Here is a 13,904-nt window from a genome sequence, read left to right as displayed (position 1 = left end):
CCTACGAGCGCGGCGGCGCGAACGGGAACTCGCCGGTCATGTCGCGGTCCGTCGCCGACATGCGCCGCGCGCTCGAGGGGCTGGACCCCGATCTGCCGGATGCGCCCGCGCGCTGGGGCGAGCTGCGGCAGCACATCTTCTACGGCGCGCTCTACCACTGGCTCGTCCTCGTGGCCAACCGCCGCTACGCCGCCGTCCGCCCGCACCGGAGCCTGACGGTGGCCGAGGAGTTCCGCCTCTACCTCCGCCGCCTCGCGCTGATGCCGCTGCACTGGCTCGACCGGCTGATCGCGACGCGCGCGATCAAGACCGGCGGCTTTCCCTATCACCTCGTGCTTCTCCAGCTTGAGCATGATGCGAGCTTCCGCGACCATGGCCCCTTCGCCACGCAGGCCGAATTCGTCGAGACCGTGATCTCGGGATTCGCGCAAGGCGCGCCGTCGCACCATCACCTCGTGTTCAAGTCGCATCCGCTCGAGGACGGCCGCGTGCCCGTGCGGGCGGATATCCGCCGGATCGCCGCGGCGCACGGCGTGGCGCCCCGCGTCCACTTCGTGCGCGGCGGCAAGCTCGCGCGGGTCCTCGACGACGCGCGATCGGCCGTCACGGTCAACTCCACCGCCGCGCAGCAGGCGCTCTGGCGGGGGCTGCCCCTCAAGTGCTTCGGACAGGCCGTCTATCTCAAGCCTGAATTCGTCTCGGACCAGCCGCTGGCCGCGTTCTTCCGCGATCCGGTGCGTCCCGACAGCCGCGCCTACCGCGATTTCCGGCACTACCTGCTCGAAACCTCGCAGGTTGCGGGCAGCTTCTACTCGGCGCGCGGGCGCCGCCAGCTCCTGCGCCAGGTGGTCGACATGATGCTCGCCCCGCACGACGCCTACGAGGCTCTCGAAACGGGCAGGCCTGCACCAAGGCAACACCTCAGCGCGGTGAAGTAACCAAGGGCTTTCCCGGGCGCGGTTTTTTCGCTAGCGTCCCTACAAAACAAGAACCCGAGGCAGTTTCAGGCAGAGAAGGAGCCAACTCCCGTGCCATCGCTTGTCCTACGTGCCGGCCGCATGGCCGCGCTCGTCCTCGCCGTGTCGTCGGTCTCCGCCTGCGCGCTTCTCCCGCGCTCGGGCCCGACCCGGAACGAGATCTTCGCAGGCTCGGTGCAGCGCCAGGGCGACGCCTTCGTGGTCGAGGTCAACAGCCGCGTGAACACCATCACCTCGGCGGTTCCGGCACTGGGCTTTCCGGCGTCGCTGGTGAATGCCGGAGCCTCCGACACCGAGGTCATCCGACCCGGCGACCTCCTCGCCCTGACGATCTACGAGAACGTCACCGACGGCCTTCTCGCAGGCGAGGGCGGCAACGCCGCGATGGTCGAGGCGATCCAGGTCGACAATGCGGGCTTCATCTTCATTCCCTACGCGGGCCGCGTGCGCGCCGCGGGCAACACGGTCGAGGAGCTGCGCGAGATCATCACCCGCAACCTCGACCAGCAGACCCCGGACCCGCAGGTCATCGTACGCCGCGAGGCGGGCGACGGCGTCACCGTCTCGGTGTCGGGCGCCGTCTCCGGGCAGGGCATCTATCCGATCCAGCGCCCGACCCGGACGCTTTCGGGCATGCTCGCCGCGGCGGGCGGCGTGGCGGTCGAGCCCGAGATCGCGCAGGTCACCGTCGTGCGCGGCGGCCAGTCCGGGACGGTCTGGTACCAGGACATCTTCCGCTCGCCCGCGGCCGACATCGCCCTCCAGGGCGGCGACCGCATCTTCGTGGAGGAGGACAGCCGCACCTTCACCGCTCTCGGCGCGACCGGCGCGCAGAACATCGTCCAGTTCCAGAGCCAGAGCATCTCGGCGCTCGAAGCCATCGCCTCGGTGGGCGGGCTCGACCCGCGTCTGGCCAACCCGGCCGGGGTCTTCGTGCTGCGCAACGAACCGGCGGAGATGGCCAATGCCGTCCTCGGCCGCCACGACCTCGTGGGCGCGCAGCGCTTCGTCTACGTGCTCGACCTGACGGCGCCGACCGGCATGTTCGAGGCCCGCGACTTCGCTATCCGCGACGGCGACACGGTCTATGTGACGGCCGCGCCGATCAGCCAGTGGAACAACGCGATCAGCGCGCTGACCGGCACGCTCACCAGCTCGGCCGGTCTCGCGAACCAGCTCTCCAGCCTCGGCGAGTAGGGGGCGATGGCGGCGCGCACCCCGCCTGCCGAGGACGCAGGGCGGGAGGCGCGGCCGCCCGCGCGCCCCGACGCGCTTCCGCCCGGGGAGGACGCGCGCGCGCCGTCGCGGCGGCGCGGCTACCACTTCAACGCGGGATTCCTGACGAATGCCCGCGTGCGCCGCATCCTGACGCTCGCGGGCCACGACCTCGCGCTCGGCAAGCCGGGCGCGGAGGACGACGTGCTGGTCTGGGGCCACTCGCCCCATGCCCCGCGCGGCGAAACCATGGCGGAGGCCACCGGCGCAAGCCTCGTGCGGGTGGAGGACGCCTTTCTCCGCTCGCTCCGCCCCGGGCGGTCGGGCGACCCGCCGCTCGGGCTCGTGATCGACCGGACGGGCATCCACTTCGACGCGACCCGGCCCTCCGACCTCGAGACGATCCTCGCGCGCCACCCGCTCGACAACACCGTGCTTCTCGACCGGGCGCGGGACGCGGTGGCGCGCATGGCCGAGGGGCACCTGACGAAATACGCCGCCGTCGATCCGGCGCTCGAGCCGCCGCCGCCGGGCTTCGTGCTGGTGGTGGACCAGACGCGGGGCGACGCCTCGATCCGGCTCGGGCAGGCCAATGCCGACAGTTTCGCCGAGATGCTGACCTGGGCGCGGCAGGACCACCCCGACGCGACCATCGTGGTCAAGACCCACCCCGAGACGCAGACCGGCCACCGCGAGGGGCATTTCGACCCCGCGACGCTGCCCCCCGGCGTGGTGCTGGAGACAAGGGCCGTCTCGCCCTGGCGGCTCTTCGAGCACGCGCGCGCGGTCTACACGGTGTCGAGCCAGCTCGGCTTCGAGGCGATCCTCGCTGGGCATAGGCCCGTCACCTTCGGGGTGCCGTTCTACGCGGGCTGGGGCCTGACGGACGACCGGCGGCCGGTGCCCGCGCGGCGCGGGCGCAAGCTCACCCGGGCACAGCTCGCCGCGGCGGCCCTGATCCTCTACCCGGTCTGGTACGATCCCTGCCGCGACCGTCTCTGCCCGCTCGAGGACGTTCTGGGTGCGCTCGAGGCGCAAGCGCGGGCCTGGCGCGAGGACCGCGCGGGCTATGCCGCGGTGGGGATGCGGGCGTGGAAGCGCGGGCATCTGGGCAAGTTCTTCGGGAGCGCGGGCGGGCGTATCGACTGGTTCGAGGACGTGGCGAGGGCCGCCGAGGACGGCCGCCCCGTGCAGGTCTGGGCCAGCCGCGAGAGCGAGGAACTGCAGCGCGCCTGCGCGCGGGCGGGGCGCCCGCTCCTCCGGGTCGAGGACGGGTTCCTGCGCTCGCGCGGGCTCGGGGCCGAGTTGGTGCCGCCGCTCTCGCTCGTGTCCGACGACCTCGGCATCCATTACGACCCCGGCCGCGAGAGCAGGCTCGAGCGGCTGATCGCCGATGCGGCCGCCCTGCCGCAGGCGCGCCTCCTCCGGGCGGAGAGGCTGATCGCGTCGCTCCGGCGCGGGCGGATCACGAAATACAACCTCGCGGTCGAGACCGCGCTGCCCGAAGTGCCCGGGGGCCGGCCGATGATCCTCGTGCCGGGGCAGGTCGAGGACGACGCCTCCGTCCGCCATGGCGCGGGCGAGGTCGCGACGAACCTCGAGCTCCTGCGCGCCGCGCGGCGGCTGCATCCGACCGGCTTCCTCGTCTACAAGCCCCATCCCGACGTGGAGGCGGGCCTCCGCGAGGGTGCCGTGCCGCTCGAGGCGCTGGCGGATGTGGCCGACCACGTCGCGTCTGCCGCCGATCCCGTGGCGCTGATCGAGCGGGCCGACCGGGTGGTGACGATCACCTCGGGCCTCGGCTTCGAGGCGCTGATCCGGGGCGTTCCGGTCACGACGCTCGGCGCGCCCTTCTACGCGGGGTGGGGCCTGACCGACGATCTGGGCCCGGTGCCCGTGCGGCGGAAGGCGCGCCCCTCACTTGCCGCGCTGGTCCACGCGGCGCTGATCGCCTACCCGCGCTACCACGATCCGGTGAGCGATCGGCCCTGCCCTGTGGAGGTCGCTGTGGAGCGTCTGCGGACCGGGGAAGGCCCGAGGCCGGCACCGCGGCTGCGCCTCCTCGCGAAACTGCAAGGATGGTTCGCGGGGCAGAGGTGGCTGTGGCGAAGGTAGCAATAAATCGTCCTGCTTAACGCCATATCCACAGCTTATCCACAGAAAGCTTGTCTTTTCGCGATAGTGTCTCAGGCTATTGCGTCGCTCCGCCGCCAGCGGGAGAGGACATCTCCCCCCAGCCTGCGCGTCTCGACCAGAGGAAAACGCGGCGCCTCGGCGAGTGCCGCGACGCCCATCGCGCCGATCGCCGGGGTGCCTTCGGCGCCCATGGCGAGACCGGCCGTCACGAGGGATACTTCATCCACCAGCCCGGCCGACAACAAGGCGGCGGCGAGCGTTCCGCCGCCCTCGGAGAACACCCTCGTCAGCCCGGCGTCACCGAGCGCACGCAGCGCCGCCTCGAGGTCGAGCTGTCCGCCCGCGATGCCGCCGACCTCGATCAGCCGTGCGCCTTTCGCCCGCCACACGACGCGGGCCGTCTCGGGCGCATCCCGCCCGTGGAGGAGCCAGAGCGGCACCTCGGCCGCGCTCTCGGCGAGACGCCCCGACGCGGGCAGGTCCAGCCGGCGCGAGAGGATGACGCGGACCGGCTGCGGCACCCGACCGAAGCCGCGCACGGTGAGGAGCGGGTCGTCCATGCGCGCCGTCCCCGCCCCCACGAGGACCGCGTCGTGGCAGGCGCGCTGACCGTGGACCCAGTGGCGCGCCTCGGGTCCGGTGATCCAGCGGCTCTCGCCCGTCGCCGTGGCGATCCGCCCGTCGAGCGTGGCGGCGAGCTTGAGGTGGAGCCAGGGCCGCCCCCGCGTCACGCGCGAGAAGAACCCGGCGTGATCGCTCGCGGCCTCCGCCTCGAGCAGGCCGGTCTCGGCCGCGATCCCGGCGGCGCGGAGCCGCGCGATGCCGCCGCCCGAGGTGCGGGGATCGGGGTCGCCCACCGCCACCACGACCCGCGCGAGCGAGGCCGCGACGAGCGCCTCGCTGCAAGGCGGCGTCTGCCCGGTGTGGTTGCAGGGCTCGAGGCTGACATAGGCCGTGGCGCCGGTCGCCGCATCGCCCGCGGCGTCGAGCGCGACGCGCTCGGCATGGGGTCGGCCGCCGGCTTGCGTCCAGCCGCGCCCGACGACGCGGCCGTCCTTCACGATGACGCAGCCCACCGCCGGGTTCGGCCAGACCCGCCCGAGGCCCCTTCGCCCGAGCGCCAGCGCGAGCCGCATCCAGCGCCGGTCGTCCTCCGGCGACATGGCCTATTCGCCGGGCTGGGTCGGGGGACGCAGTTCGGCGAGGAAGTCCTCGAAGTCGTCGGTCGCCTGGAAGTTCTTGTAGACGCTGGCGAAACGCACGTAGGCGACGGTGTCGATGGCGGCCAGCCGCTCCATCACGATCTCGCCGATGGTCTTCGACGGAATGTCGGTCTCGCCCATGCTCTCGAGGCGGCGGACGATGCCCGAGATCATCTGGTCGATGCGCTCGGGCTCGATCGGGCGTTTCTGGAGGGCGATGCGCACCGACCGCTCGAGCTTGTCGCGGTCGAAGTCCTCGCGCTTGCCGTTCGACTTGATGACGACGAGGTCGCGCAGCTGCACCCGCTCGTAGGTGGTGAAACGGCCGCCGCAGGCCGGGCAGAAGCGCCGCCTGCGGATCGCGACGTGATCCTCGGCGGGCCGCGAATCCTTCACCTGGGTGTCCACGTTTCCGCAAAACGGGCAGCGCATCTGCCTTCCCTTCCCTTGTCCCTTCGCCGCGGACGACGCGGCACCCGCCACGATTTTTGGGCCTTTCGGCCTATGCAACACCGCCACTATAGGGTCGGTGGCAAGGGTTGGGTAGCGGCAAAAAGCGGCCACCAGATGGAGGGTGGCAGAACGGACTCACCTGTCCGGGGCGAAGTGCGCGGCGACGCGCCGCGTGTGCGGGGCGGCCCGGTGCTCGACGAGGTAGATCCCCTGCCAGGTGCCGAGGCGGAGGCGCCCACCCGCCACCGGGATCTGGAGCGAGACCGGCAGAAGCGCGGCCTTGATGTGGGCGGGCATGTCGTCCGGCCCCTCGAGCGTGTGGCTGAGCCAGCGCATCGCGGGATCGGTCGCCTGCGGCACGAGGCGGCCGAGGAAGCCCAGGAGGTCGCGCTGCACGTCGGGGTCCGCGTTTTCCTGGATGAGGAGGCTCGCCGAGGTGTGCTGCACGAGGAGCGTGAGGAGCCCGTCGCCCTGCCCCGCGAGCCATCGCGCCACGTCCCGGGTGAACTCGGTGAGGCCGGGGCCCCGCGTGGCGATCTCGAACTCAGTCTGCATGGAGCGACTGCCTCCCCGTCTCTGACAATGCGTAGAGGCCGGTTCCGATCCGCTCGAACCAGCCGTAGTGGTTGTCGCGCATGATCGCCGTGGCGCGGGTGACGCCGGTGGCGTCGCGCACGACCGCCCCCTTGCAGGCCCCCGCCGTCGCGAGGTGGGCGGCGCAGGCCATCGCGTCCTGCCGGTAGGCGGTGATCCTCGGCCCCGTCGCCCCGCCGAGGTTCGGGTCGCCCCGCCGCCGCGCGAACTCGGACTGAAGCGCCTGCGCCCGCCGCGCGGACTTGCGCGGCGCATAGGGTCCGGGGTCGCAATGCACCTCGACGAGGCCGGTCGACAGCCGCACGGTCATGAGCCCCAAGCCGAGCCGCCGCGCGAGTTTCACGTTCTCGGCCAGGGCCCTGGCGAAACGCGCGCCGCTGCCGCGCGGCACCGCGAGATAGACGTGGTCGGCCACGGCGAGGCGCGCGATCCCCTGGTGGAAGAGCGCGAGCGAGAAGGCGGACTTGAGCTCCACGATGACCGGCGGCGCCCCATCCCGGAGCGCCATGACGTCGGCCGGCCCGATCTCGGCCTTCACCTCGTAGCCGAGCCCCTCGAGGAAGGCCTTGACCGGCGGATAGAGCTCCGTCTCGATGATGCGCGCGCCCATGTACTGCCCTGCGTGCTGCCCTGCCCGGTGTTTTCCGGCATGATGCCCGCGAAGCGCGCGAGGGGCAAACGCCGAGGGCCGATTCACGCCTTGACTCCACCCCGCCCCGCGCTTATCCCCCGCGCAGATTTCCGGGCGTGGAGCCTCCTCCGCGCCCTTTTGGTTTCAGGTGGCCGCGGCGCCCATGCCGCCCCCAGCTACGACGAGGAAGATACCATGTCGCGTGTCTGCGAACTGACCGGCAAGGGCCCGATGGTCGGCAACAATGTCAGCCATGCCAACAACAAGACCAAGCGCCGCTTCCTGCCGAACCTGACCGAGGTGACGCTGGGCTCGGACATCCTGGACCGCCGCTTCAAGCTGCGGATCTCGAACGCCGCACTGCGCTCGGTCGATCATCGCGGCGGGCTCGACGCCTACCTTCTCCGCGCCAAGCAGCGCGAGCTGTCGCCGAAGGCGATGCAGATCAAGAAGGACATCGAGAAGGCCATGGCCGCCGCGCAGGCCTGAGCCACCCGGCATCCCGATCCGACGCCCCGCAGGCCCCGCCCGCGGGGCGTTCGCATGTCCGGGCGGCCGATTTGCCGCAGCGCGCGGGCGCGGGATCGGCCTTACCTCTCCCAACATGGTCCGCGCGCGCGTCACCCTCGTCGCCCTCCTCGCGCTCCTCGTGACGATCACGGGGATCGGTGCGGCCGTGGCGCGCGGGCACATGGCGGCGGACGGCGTGATCTGCGGCACGGGCGACTTCGTCGTGGTCCTCGCCTCGGACGGCCTGCCCCTCTTCGACGCGGGCGGCAACCCGGTCGAGGCGCAGGAGGTGCCCTGCCTCGACTGCACCTTCGGGGCCGCCATCCTGACCGCCGCGCCGGATGCGGCGCCCTTCGCCACCGAGGGCCGCGCATCGGCGCCGCTGGCCCATCCCCCCTCCGCTGCCCGCCTCTGGCGCATGGGCGGCATGGGACGCAGCCCGCCCCGCGCGGCCTGATCCCACGCCACCATTCCCAGACATCACGGACGGACGGAGAGTTTCATGTCCCTGAAAACCGCACTTCTCGCGGGCCTCGCGGCCCTCATCCCCGGCGTCGCCGCGGCCCACATGGTCATCGAGGACGCCTATGCCCGCTCGAGCGGCGCCATGGCCCAGTCGGGCGCGGTGTTCATGTCGATCTACAACCACAACGACCACGCCGACGTGCTGATCGGCGCGGAATCCGACGTGGCCGAGCGGATCGAACTGCACACCCACATCCAGAGCGCCGACGGCGTGATGCGCATGGTCGAGGTCGAGGGCGGCATCCCGCTGGGCGCCGACGAGACGGTCCTGCTCGAGCGGGGCGGCCTGCACGTCATGCTCCTCGGCCTGACGCGGCCGCTGGAGCATGGCGACACCTTCCCGCTGACGCTGATCTTCGAGACCTCGGAGCCGGTGACGATCGAGGTTCCGGTCGACCTCGAGCGGATGCCGTCTCACGGCGGCGGGATGCAGCACGGGCACGGGCACGGCCATGGCCACGGCACGGCCAGCGACTGAATGAATGCGGGCGGCGCGGGGATCGTCTCGCGCCGCCCGCCTGTCAGAGAAGGCTCGCGACCCAGTCCGGCACCGCGCGCGTGGCCGGACCCGTCAGGACCCGGTCGAAACGGCCCGGCACCGGCGTCGGCTCGAGGTTGATCTCCAGCGTCTCCGCCCCCGCGGCGGAGGCGATGTCGACGAAGCCCGCGGCCGGGTAGACCTCGCCCGAGGTGCCGATGGCGACGAAGAGGTCTGCCGCCTCCAGCGCGTCCACGATGCGGTCCATGTGGTAGGGCATCTCGCCGAACCAGACGATGTCGGGACGGGTGCGGGGTGCCGCGCAGGCGGGGCACGGGTCGGCCGGGTCCATCACGCGCGGCGCGTCCCAGCGGTGGCCGCAGGCGGCGCAGAGAGCGCGCGTGATCTCGCCGTGCATGTGGATCACGTCCCGCGCGCCGCCCCGCTCGTGCAGGTCGTCGATGTTCTGCGTGACCAGCGTGACGGTGCCGCCGTAGTCCTGCGCCAGCCGCGCCAGCGCCTTGTGCGCCGCGTTGGGGCGCGCGTCGAGCGCGTTGGCGCGGCGCGCGTTGTAGAAGTCGTGGACGAGCGCCGGGTTGCGGGCGAAGCCCTCGGGCGTCGCCACCTCCGTGAGGTCGTAGCGCGTCCAGAGCCCGCCCACGTCGCGGAAGGTGCCGAGCCCGCTTTCGGCCGAGATGCCAGCACCCGTGAGGATGACGATGCTGCTCATGGGCGGCTCATGGGCGGCTCACGGAAGATGTCCGCCCGCCGGACAGGGCGCGTCGGACCGCGTCGGATCGCACAGCACCGCGTCGGAAATGAACGCAATGGCGGCGTCGATCTCGGCGGGATCGGGGTCGCGCGTCCAGGCGTATTGCACCACATGCATCGCCTGCGCCCCGGCGAAGGCGCGCATCGCGAAGACCTCGGTGGCGCCCGTGCGCGGACTGACCGGGCAGCGCGCCATGATCGCGGCGCTCCGGTAGGGACCGGCCATCGTGGCGTCCGGCGGGGTCACGCGGGCATCGGGACAGACCTCGCGGAGGTTCGCCGCCACCGCCTCGACATAGGCGAGCGGATCGACCCCCGCGAGACCCGCGAAACGCTGCACCGTCACGAGGTCGGACCACGCCTCGAGGGTTTCGCCCGCGCGCAGGTATTCGCGGATCATGTCGCCGCCCTCACCGGCCGAGAAGCCGAGGACGAACCCCTCCGGCAGGCCCGCGCGCAATCCCTCCTCGGCCATGGCGGCTCCGCCCGCGAGGGTCAGGGCGACTGCCAGCGCGCCGGTGTTCCCGAAACGCATTGTATGCGTCCCCGCGACTTGCGACCTTGCGGCCATGACAGGTTCCCGCCACCGTATCCTCTGCGTCTGCCTTGGCAACATCTGCCGCTCGCCCACGGCGGAGGTGGTGTTGCGCCACCACCTGCCCGATGCGCTGATCGACAGCGCGGGAACCGGCGGATGGCATGTCGGCGCGCCGCCGCACGGACCCGCCGTCGCGGCAGCGCGGGCGCGGGGCTACGACCTCTCGGCCCTGCGCGCGCGGCAGGTGACGGTGGCCGACTTCGGGCGCTTCGACCTGATCCTCGCGATGGACGCCGCGAACATGTCCGACCTGAGGGCGCTGAGGCCTCCCGGCACCCGTTCGACGCTGTCCATGTTCCTCGAGCCGGCAGGCGGCGGCGACGTGCCCGACCCCTACCACACCGGCGACTTCGCAGGCGCGCTCGACCTCATCGAGGGCGCGGCGCGGGCCTGGGCCGCGCGGCTCGCCTAGCTGCAGAGCGCCTCGGCCGTCTCGCCGAAGCGCTGCCAACGCCGCCAGAAGTCGTCGTTCCGGCGCGTGTCGGAGAGCTGCACCTGCTCGGCCCGGCCCGGATCGCGGAAGAAGCGCGCGCCCTCGCGCATGTCGGAGCCCGTCAGCGTCATGTTCGCCGCGTCGCCGATGCAGCGGCAGATCTCGCGCGTGACGCCCGGGCGATCCGACTGCAGGCAGGCGCGTTCGATCGGGTTGGCGTGGGCGGCGGGGGCCAGAAGGCCCGCCAAGAGGATCGCTGCGGCCACGGCCGCTGCGTGCTGGAATCTGGGCATGGTTCGCCTCGACAAGAGCTGCTCACTCGCGCGAATCTTGCGCCCGCGTCAGGAACGAACCATGCCAGAAACGGTGTCTCCGTTCAAGGCGGCCTCAGGCCGCGGCGCCCTCGAGGGGCAGGCGCGCGGAGACGATCCGGTCCGCGACGCGGTGGGGGCCCACGTCCTCGGCCGCGGCGCGGGCGAGGATGCGGCCCGTCATCGCCTCGAGCGCGGCCAGTTTCTCGGTCACGAAATGCGCCCGGTCGGGGATGCGCAGGATCTCGGCAGCGACGTTCACGATGCCGCCGCCGTTCGCGACGTAGTCCGGCACGTAGAGAATGCCGCGCGCGTGCAGCGCGTCGCCCGCCGCGTCCGAGGCGAGCTGGTTGTTCGCCGCGCCGCAGACGACCGCAACGTCGAGGGTTCTGGCCGCCTCGGGCGTCAGCACGCCGCCGATGGCGCAGGGCGCGAGGATGTCGGCGCTGACCGAGAGGATGTCGTCGGGGGCGACCACCTCCGCCCCGAAGGTCTGCGCCGCCTGCGCCGCGCGCGCCGGGTCGGCGTCGGCCACGACGAGGTCCGCGCCCGCCGCCCGGACCAGCTTGGCGAGGTGCCAGCCGACGTGGCCGAGGCCCTGCAGCGCCACGCGCTGGCCGGTGAGGACGCGGCTGCCGAGCGCCCGCTCGGCCGCGACGCGCATCGCGTAGAAGACGCCGCGCGCCGTCCGGGGCGAGGGATCGCCCGAGGCGAAGGGCCCGTCGGGCAGGCCCGCGACGAACTCCGTCTCCTGACGCAGGATCGCCATGTCGGCGGGCGACATGCCCATGTCCTCGGCCGTCCAGTAGCGCCCGCCGAGCGTCTCGATGGCCCGGCCCATGGCGCGGAGCTGCGCCTCGGTCTTCCGCGCCGGATCGCCCATGATCACCGCCTTGCCCCCGCCGAGCGGCAGGTCGGCCGCCGCGGTCTTCAGCGTCATGCCGCGGCTGAGCGCCAGCACGTCCGCCAGCGCCGCGCCCTCGTCGGCGTAGCGCCGCATCCGCAGGCCTCCCGCGGCGGGCCCCCGCGCCGTCGAATGGAGCGCGATGAAGCCGGTGAGGCCGCTCGCCGCGTCCGCGACGCGCAGGACGGTTTCATGGCCGGGAACGGAAAGGGCGTCGATCTGCATTTGGTCCTCCCTGGGGTTCGTTGTCTCCAGTCTAGCCGGGATGGCGGAGCGGGTTCCGCCAAAGATGCCCTGCGGGGCTTACCGCGCGCGCGGGATTCCGCTAGGATTGACCTACTTCATGGAGGAATCCGCCACATGGACCGCATCGACACGAGGATCGTCGCGCATCTGCAGGAGGACGGGCGCCTCTCCATCACCGAGCTCGCCGCGCGGGTCGGCCTGACGCCCACGCCCTGCGCCCGCCGCGTGCAGCGTCTCGAGGAGGAGGGTGTGATCACCGGCTACGGCGCGCGGATCGACGCGGCCAAGGTGGGCTACCCGCTCACCGTCTTCATCTTCGTGGAGCTCGAGCGCCAGAGCCACGAGACGCTGCGCGCTTTCGAGATGGCGATCCGCCGCTTCGAGGAGGTGGTGGAATGCCACCTGATGACGGGCACGCGCGACATCCTCCTCAAGGTCGTGGCTCCCGACCTCCGCGCCTTCGACCGCTTCCTCGAGGAGCACCTCGTCCACGTCCCCGGCATCCGCGCGACCCGCTCGAGCTTCTCGCTCCGCACGATGGTGCAGAGGAACGTGCTGGTGCCGGTGGGGGATGGGTGATCAGGGGGCGAGGAACGGCAGCCAGTCTTGCGCGGCCTTCAGAACGGCCTCGGCCTTGGATGGGTTCAGGACCAAATAGGAGCCGGTTACGGGGATTCCCCATTTGATCGTCGTGTCGACGGCGAGGTCGAGCTTGCGGCCGCAGTAACTCAAGAAATCTCTCAGCACGCCTTTCAAGCGCTCGATGTGTTCGGAGACGCGCCTTGCATCGGGCTCGTCGGCCTCCACCTCTTCCTTGAGGCCCGAGACGCTGTCCCAGAGGATCACCATCTGTCGACCGACCTCGGGGTCGTCGATCTCGACGGGAGGGTTGTTGCCGCCGATGCCGAAACGGGCGTCTTCGGCGTGCACCTGATCCTCCTCCATTTCCGCGATGCGCTCGCGGAGCCGGAAGGCCGCCTCGATCCTCTCGATCTCCGCCGCCACCGCCTCCGGCCCGGCCTTCCAGATGGCGTCGGGGATCAGGGCGATCTTCTCCTGGAGGGCCCAGGGCAGCGGATCGCCCGCCATGGCGCGCGCATACCACTCGGCCCAGAAGGCCCACGGGCCGCCGGAGGCGAGGAGGTCGATCTTGCCCTTCGCCAGCTGCGCAATATCGGCAGCCACGTCTGGCACGGCAGGTATCGCGGACTTGGCAAGCTTTCCGGGGGTCAGAGCGGTATCCGCATAGACAGCGGATCGCGCGGCGGGCCACACGGCAGCATCGGCATCAGTGTATGGCGTGGCATATCGGGCGGGATATGCAGCATACCCTGTTGTATCCTGGCTGGACTGCTCCACCGACCAAGCGGCCGCGGCGGCTCCGGCAGCGACATCGGTAGCTGCCCGTGCAGCGGCGTCGGCAGAAGCGTAATCACCTGCATCGCGCGCGGCGTCGCCGGCCGAGATATGGGCGGCAATCGCGGCGTTGACCAAATCCGCGACGGCCTCCACGGAACTCGGACCCGCAGCCACGACCCCCGAGGTCAAACAGGCGCGAAACGCGGTCAGCGCCATTTCGGCCCATTCGTCCCTGCCATCCAGCACCAGCGCCGCCAGCGGCAGCACGCGCATCGCCGCCCTATACGCGATGGCCACGCAGACCTCGCGGGGTTGCGTCTCCAGCCACTCCCCGAACTCTTCAATCGTGCTGATCGTCACCCGGGCCACCGTTTCCGCTTGGGGCCAGCCTAGCCCACCTCCGCCCCCGATCAAGCGCCCGCCTTGAAGCCCGCCGCGGCGCGCTATCTCCACGGGGCGAAGGGGTCGTGCCCCCCCCCCTGACCCCAGCCCCCTGACCCCGGCCCCCTGACCGGAAGGAGACCGACCCGTGACCGGATCCGATGCCCGCAGCGCCATCCT

The 13,904-nt window shown here is 71.7% G+C and carries 17 protein-coding genes; 8 read left to right on the top strand and 9 right to left on the bottom strand.

Annotated elements, in window-relative coordinates; translation table 11 throughout:
* From ACTS11_RS16340 to ACTS11_RS16330, 3 genes are all read left to right on the top strand, one after another.
* Window positions 1–938 (top strand): capsular polysaccharide export protein, LipB/KpsS family (locus ACTS11_RS16340; RefSeq protein ID WP_442641361.1); only part of this gene is annotated, 938 nt, incomplete at its 5' end.
* A 90-nt stretch (window positions 939–1,028) separates the two neighbouring features.
* Window positions 1,029–2,174 (top strand): polysaccharide biosynthesis/export family protein, encoded by a 1,146-nt coding sequence (locus ACTS11_RS16335; RefSeq protein ID WP_442641360.1) that lies wholly within the window; start codon window positions 1,029–1,031, stop codon window positions 2,172–2,174.
* Window positions 2,175–2,180: 6 nt separating this feature from the next.
* A complete protein-coding gene (locus ACTS11_RS16330; protein WP_442641359.1) occupies window positions 2,181–4,307 on the top strand; it encodes a capsular polysaccharide biosynthesis protein in 2,127 nt (708 codons plus the stop codon).
* A gap of 71 nt (window positions 4,308–4,378) precedes the next feature.
* Here ACTS11_RS16330 and ribD read toward each other — a convergent pair whose 3' ends face one another.
* The 4 genes from ribD to ACTS11_RS16310 all read right to left on the bottom strand — a co-directional run bounded on the left by ribD (window position 4,379) and on the right by ACTS11_RS16310 (window position 7,187).
* Complete coding sequence (gene ribD, locus ACTS11_RS16325; protein WP_442641358.1) at window positions 4,379–5,491, bottom strand: bifunctional diaminohydroxyphosphoribosylaminopyrimidine deaminase/5-amino-6-(5-phosphoribosylamino)uracil reductase RibD; 1,113 nt, start codon at window positions 5,489–5,491, stop codon at window positions 4,379–4,381.
* A gap of 3 nt (window positions 5,492–5,494) precedes the next feature.
* Window positions 5,495–5,962 carry a transcriptional regulator NrdR gene (nrdR, locus tag ACTS11_RS16320; RefSeq protein WP_442641357.1) on the bottom strand — a complete coding sequence of 156 codons (468 nt, stop codon included), beginning with the start codon at window positions 5,960–5,962 and terminating at the stop codon, window positions 5,495–5,497.
* A gap of 156 nt (window positions 5,963–6,118) precedes the next feature.
* Window positions 6,119–6,538, bottom strand: a complete 420-nt coding sequence (locus ACTS11_RS16315; protein ID WP_442641356.1) for a secondary thiamine-phosphate synthase enzyme YjbQ — start codon at window positions 6,536–6,538, stop codon at window positions 6,119–6,121.
* Window positions 6,528–7,187 carry a DUF2161 domain-containing phosphodiesterase gene (locus ACTS11_RS16310; RefSeq protein ID WP_442641355.1) on the bottom strand — a complete coding sequence of 220 codons (660 nt, stop codon included), beginning with the start codon at window positions 7,185–7,187 and terminating at the stop codon, window positions 6,528–6,530. The genes ACTS11_RS16315 and ACTS11_RS16310 overlap by 11 nt, the downstream gene beginning before the upstream one ends.
* 216 nt (window positions 7,188–7,403) lie before the next feature.
* Here ACTS11_RS16310 and rpmB point away from each other — a divergent pair, with 216 nt between their 5' ends.
* From rpmB to ACTS11_RS16295, 3 genes are all read left to right on the top strand, one after another.
* Entirely contained in the window at window positions 7,404–7,697 is a 294-nt protein-coding gene (gene rpmB, locus ACTS11_RS16305; RefSeq protein ID WP_442641354.1) for a 50S ribosomal protein L28, read from the top strand.
* A gap of 115 nt (window positions 7,698–7,812) precedes the next feature.
* On the top strand, window positions 7,813–8,175 hold the full coding sequence (locus tag ACTS11_RS16300) for a hypothetical protein (protein ID WP_442641353.1): 363 nt from the start codon (window positions 7,813–7,815) through the stop codon (window positions 8,173–8,175).
* A 45-nt stretch (window positions 8,176–8,220) separates the two neighbouring features.
* Entirely contained in the window at window positions 8,221–8,721 is a 501-nt protein-coding gene (locus tag ACTS11_RS16295; protein ID WP_442641352.1) for a copper chaperone PCu(A)C, read from the top strand.
* 43 nt (window positions 8,722–8,764) lie between these two features.
* On the opposite strand, the gene ACTS11_RS16290 is transcribed toward ACTS11_RS16295, so the two are convergent.
* On the bottom strand, window positions 8,765–9,451 hold the full coding sequence (locus ACTS11_RS16290; protein ID WP_442641351.1) for an NAD-dependent deacylase: 687 nt from the start codon (window positions 9,449–9,451) through the stop codon (window positions 8,765–8,767).
* A gap of 18 nt (window positions 9,452–9,469) precedes the next feature.
* Window positions 9,470–10,027, bottom strand: a complete 558-nt coding sequence (locus tag ACTS11_RS16285) for a hypothetical protein (RefSeq protein WP_442641350.1) — start codon at window positions 10,025–10,027, stop codon at window positions 9,470–9,472.
* A 34-nt stretch (window positions 10,028–10,061) separates the two neighbouring features.
* On the opposite strand from ACTS11_RS16285, the gene ACTS11_RS16280 reads away from it, so the two are divergent.
* Window positions 10,062–10,502, top strand: a complete 441-nt coding sequence (locus ACTS11_RS16280) for a low molecular weight protein-tyrosine-phosphatase (RefSeq protein ID WP_442641349.1) — start codon at window positions 10,062–10,064, stop codon at window positions 10,500–10,502.
* Here ACTS11_RS16280 and ACTS11_RS16275 read toward each other — a convergent pair.
* Complete coding sequence (locus ACTS11_RS16275) at window positions 10,499–10,816, bottom strand: hypothetical protein (protein ID WP_442641348.1); 318 nt, start codon at window positions 10,814–10,816, stop codon at window positions 10,499–10,501. The two genes, ACTS11_RS16280 and ACTS11_RS16275, sit on opposite strands and share 4 nt — an antisense overlap.
* Window positions 10,817–10,910: 94 nt before the next feature.
* The gene (locus tag ACTS11_RS16270; RefSeq protein ID WP_442641347.1) at window positions 10,911–11,963 is read right to left on the bottom strand and encodes a Glu/Leu/Phe/Val family dehydrogenase; all 1,053 of its coding nucleotides are present in this window, start codon (window positions 11,961–11,963) and stop codon (window positions 10,911–10,913) included.
* 135 nt (window positions 11,964–12,098) lie between these two features.
* Between ACTS11_RS16270 and ACTS11_RS16265 the strand changes: the two genes are divergently transcribed.
* The gene (locus ACTS11_RS16265) at window positions 12,099–12,563 is read left to right on the top strand and encodes an Lrp/AsnC family transcriptional regulator (protein ID WP_442641346.1); all 465 of its coding nucleotides are present in this window, start codon (window positions 12,099–12,101) and stop codon (window positions 12,561–12,563) included.
* On the opposite strand, the gene ACTS11_RS16260 is transcribed toward ACTS11_RS16265, so the two are convergent.
* Window positions 12,564–13,703, bottom strand: coding sequence for a hypothetical protein (locus ACTS11_RS16260; RefSeq protein WP_442641345.1), 1,140 nt, complete (start codon window positions 13,701–13,703; stop codon window positions 12,564–12,566).
* Window positions 13,704–13,904 lie beyond the last annotated feature (201 nt).

Origin of the sequence: Roseicyclus sp. (genome assembly GCF_052168335.1) — a bacterium.
Classification (GTDB): Bacteria; Pseudomonadota; Alphaproteobacteria; order Rhodobacterales; family Rhodobacteraceae; genus Roseibacterium.
This window is presented reverse-complemented; position numbering and strand designations above follow the sequence as displayed.

Bases quoted from the DNA above. Each gene is read 5' to 3' on its own strand.
- ACTS11_RS16280 (WP_442641349.1), top strand. From the start codon at position 10,062: ATGACAGGTTCCCGCCACCGTATCCTCTGCGTCTGCCTTGGCAACATC.
- rpmB (WP_442641354.1), top strand. From the start codon at position 7,404: ATGTCGCGTGTCTGCGAACTGACCGGCAAGGGCCCGATGGTCGGCAAC.
- ACTS11_RS16265 (WP_442641346.1), top strand. From the start codon at position 12,099: ATGGACCGCATCGACACGAGGATCGTCGCGCATCTGCAGGAGGACGGG.
- ACTS11_RS16295 (WP_442641352.1), top strand. From the start codon at position 8,221: ATGTCCCTGAAAACCGCACTTCTCGCGGGCCTCGCGGCCCTCATCCCC.
- ACTS11_RS16290 (WP_442641351.1), bottom strand. From the start codon at position 9,451: ATGAGCAGCATCGTCATCCTCACGGGTGCTGGCATCTCGGCCGAAAGC.
- ACTS11_RS16315 (WP_442641356.1), bottom strand. From the start codon at position 6,538: ATGCAGACTGAGTTCGAGATCGCCACGCGGGGCCCCGGCCTCACCGAG.
- ACTS11_RS16310 (WP_442641355.1), bottom strand. From the start codon at position 7,187: ATGGGCGCGCGCATCATCGAGACGGAGCTCTATCCGCCGGTCAAGGCC.
- ACTS11_RS16285 (WP_442641350.1), bottom strand. From the start codon at position 10,027: ATGCGTTTCGGGAACACCGGCGCGCTGGCAGTCGCCCTGACCCTCGCG.
- ribD (WP_442641358.1), bottom strand. From the start codon at position 5,491: ATGTCGCCGGAGGACGACCGGCGCTGGATGCGGCTCGCGCTGGCGCTC.
- ACTS11_RS16300 (WP_442641353.1), top strand. From the start codon at position 7,813: ATGGTCCGCGCGCGCGTCACCCTCGTCGCCCTCCTCGCGCTCCTCGTG.
- ACTS11_RS16330 (WP_442641359.1), top strand. From the start codon at position 2,181: ATGGCGGCGCGCACCCCGCCTGCCGAGGACGCAGGGCGGGAGGCGCGG.
- ACTS11_RS16275 (WP_442641348.1), bottom strand. From the start codon at position 10,816: ATGCCCAGATTCCAGCACGCAGCGGCCGTGGCCGCAGCGATCCTCTTG.
- nrdR (WP_442641357.1), bottom strand. From the start codon at position 5,962: ATGCGCTGCCCGTTTTGCGGAAACGTGGACACCCAGGTGAAGGATTCG.
- ACTS11_RS16270 (WP_442641347.1), bottom strand. From the start codon at position 11,963: ATGCAGATCGACGCCCTTTCCGTTCCCGGCCATGAAACCGTCCTGCGC.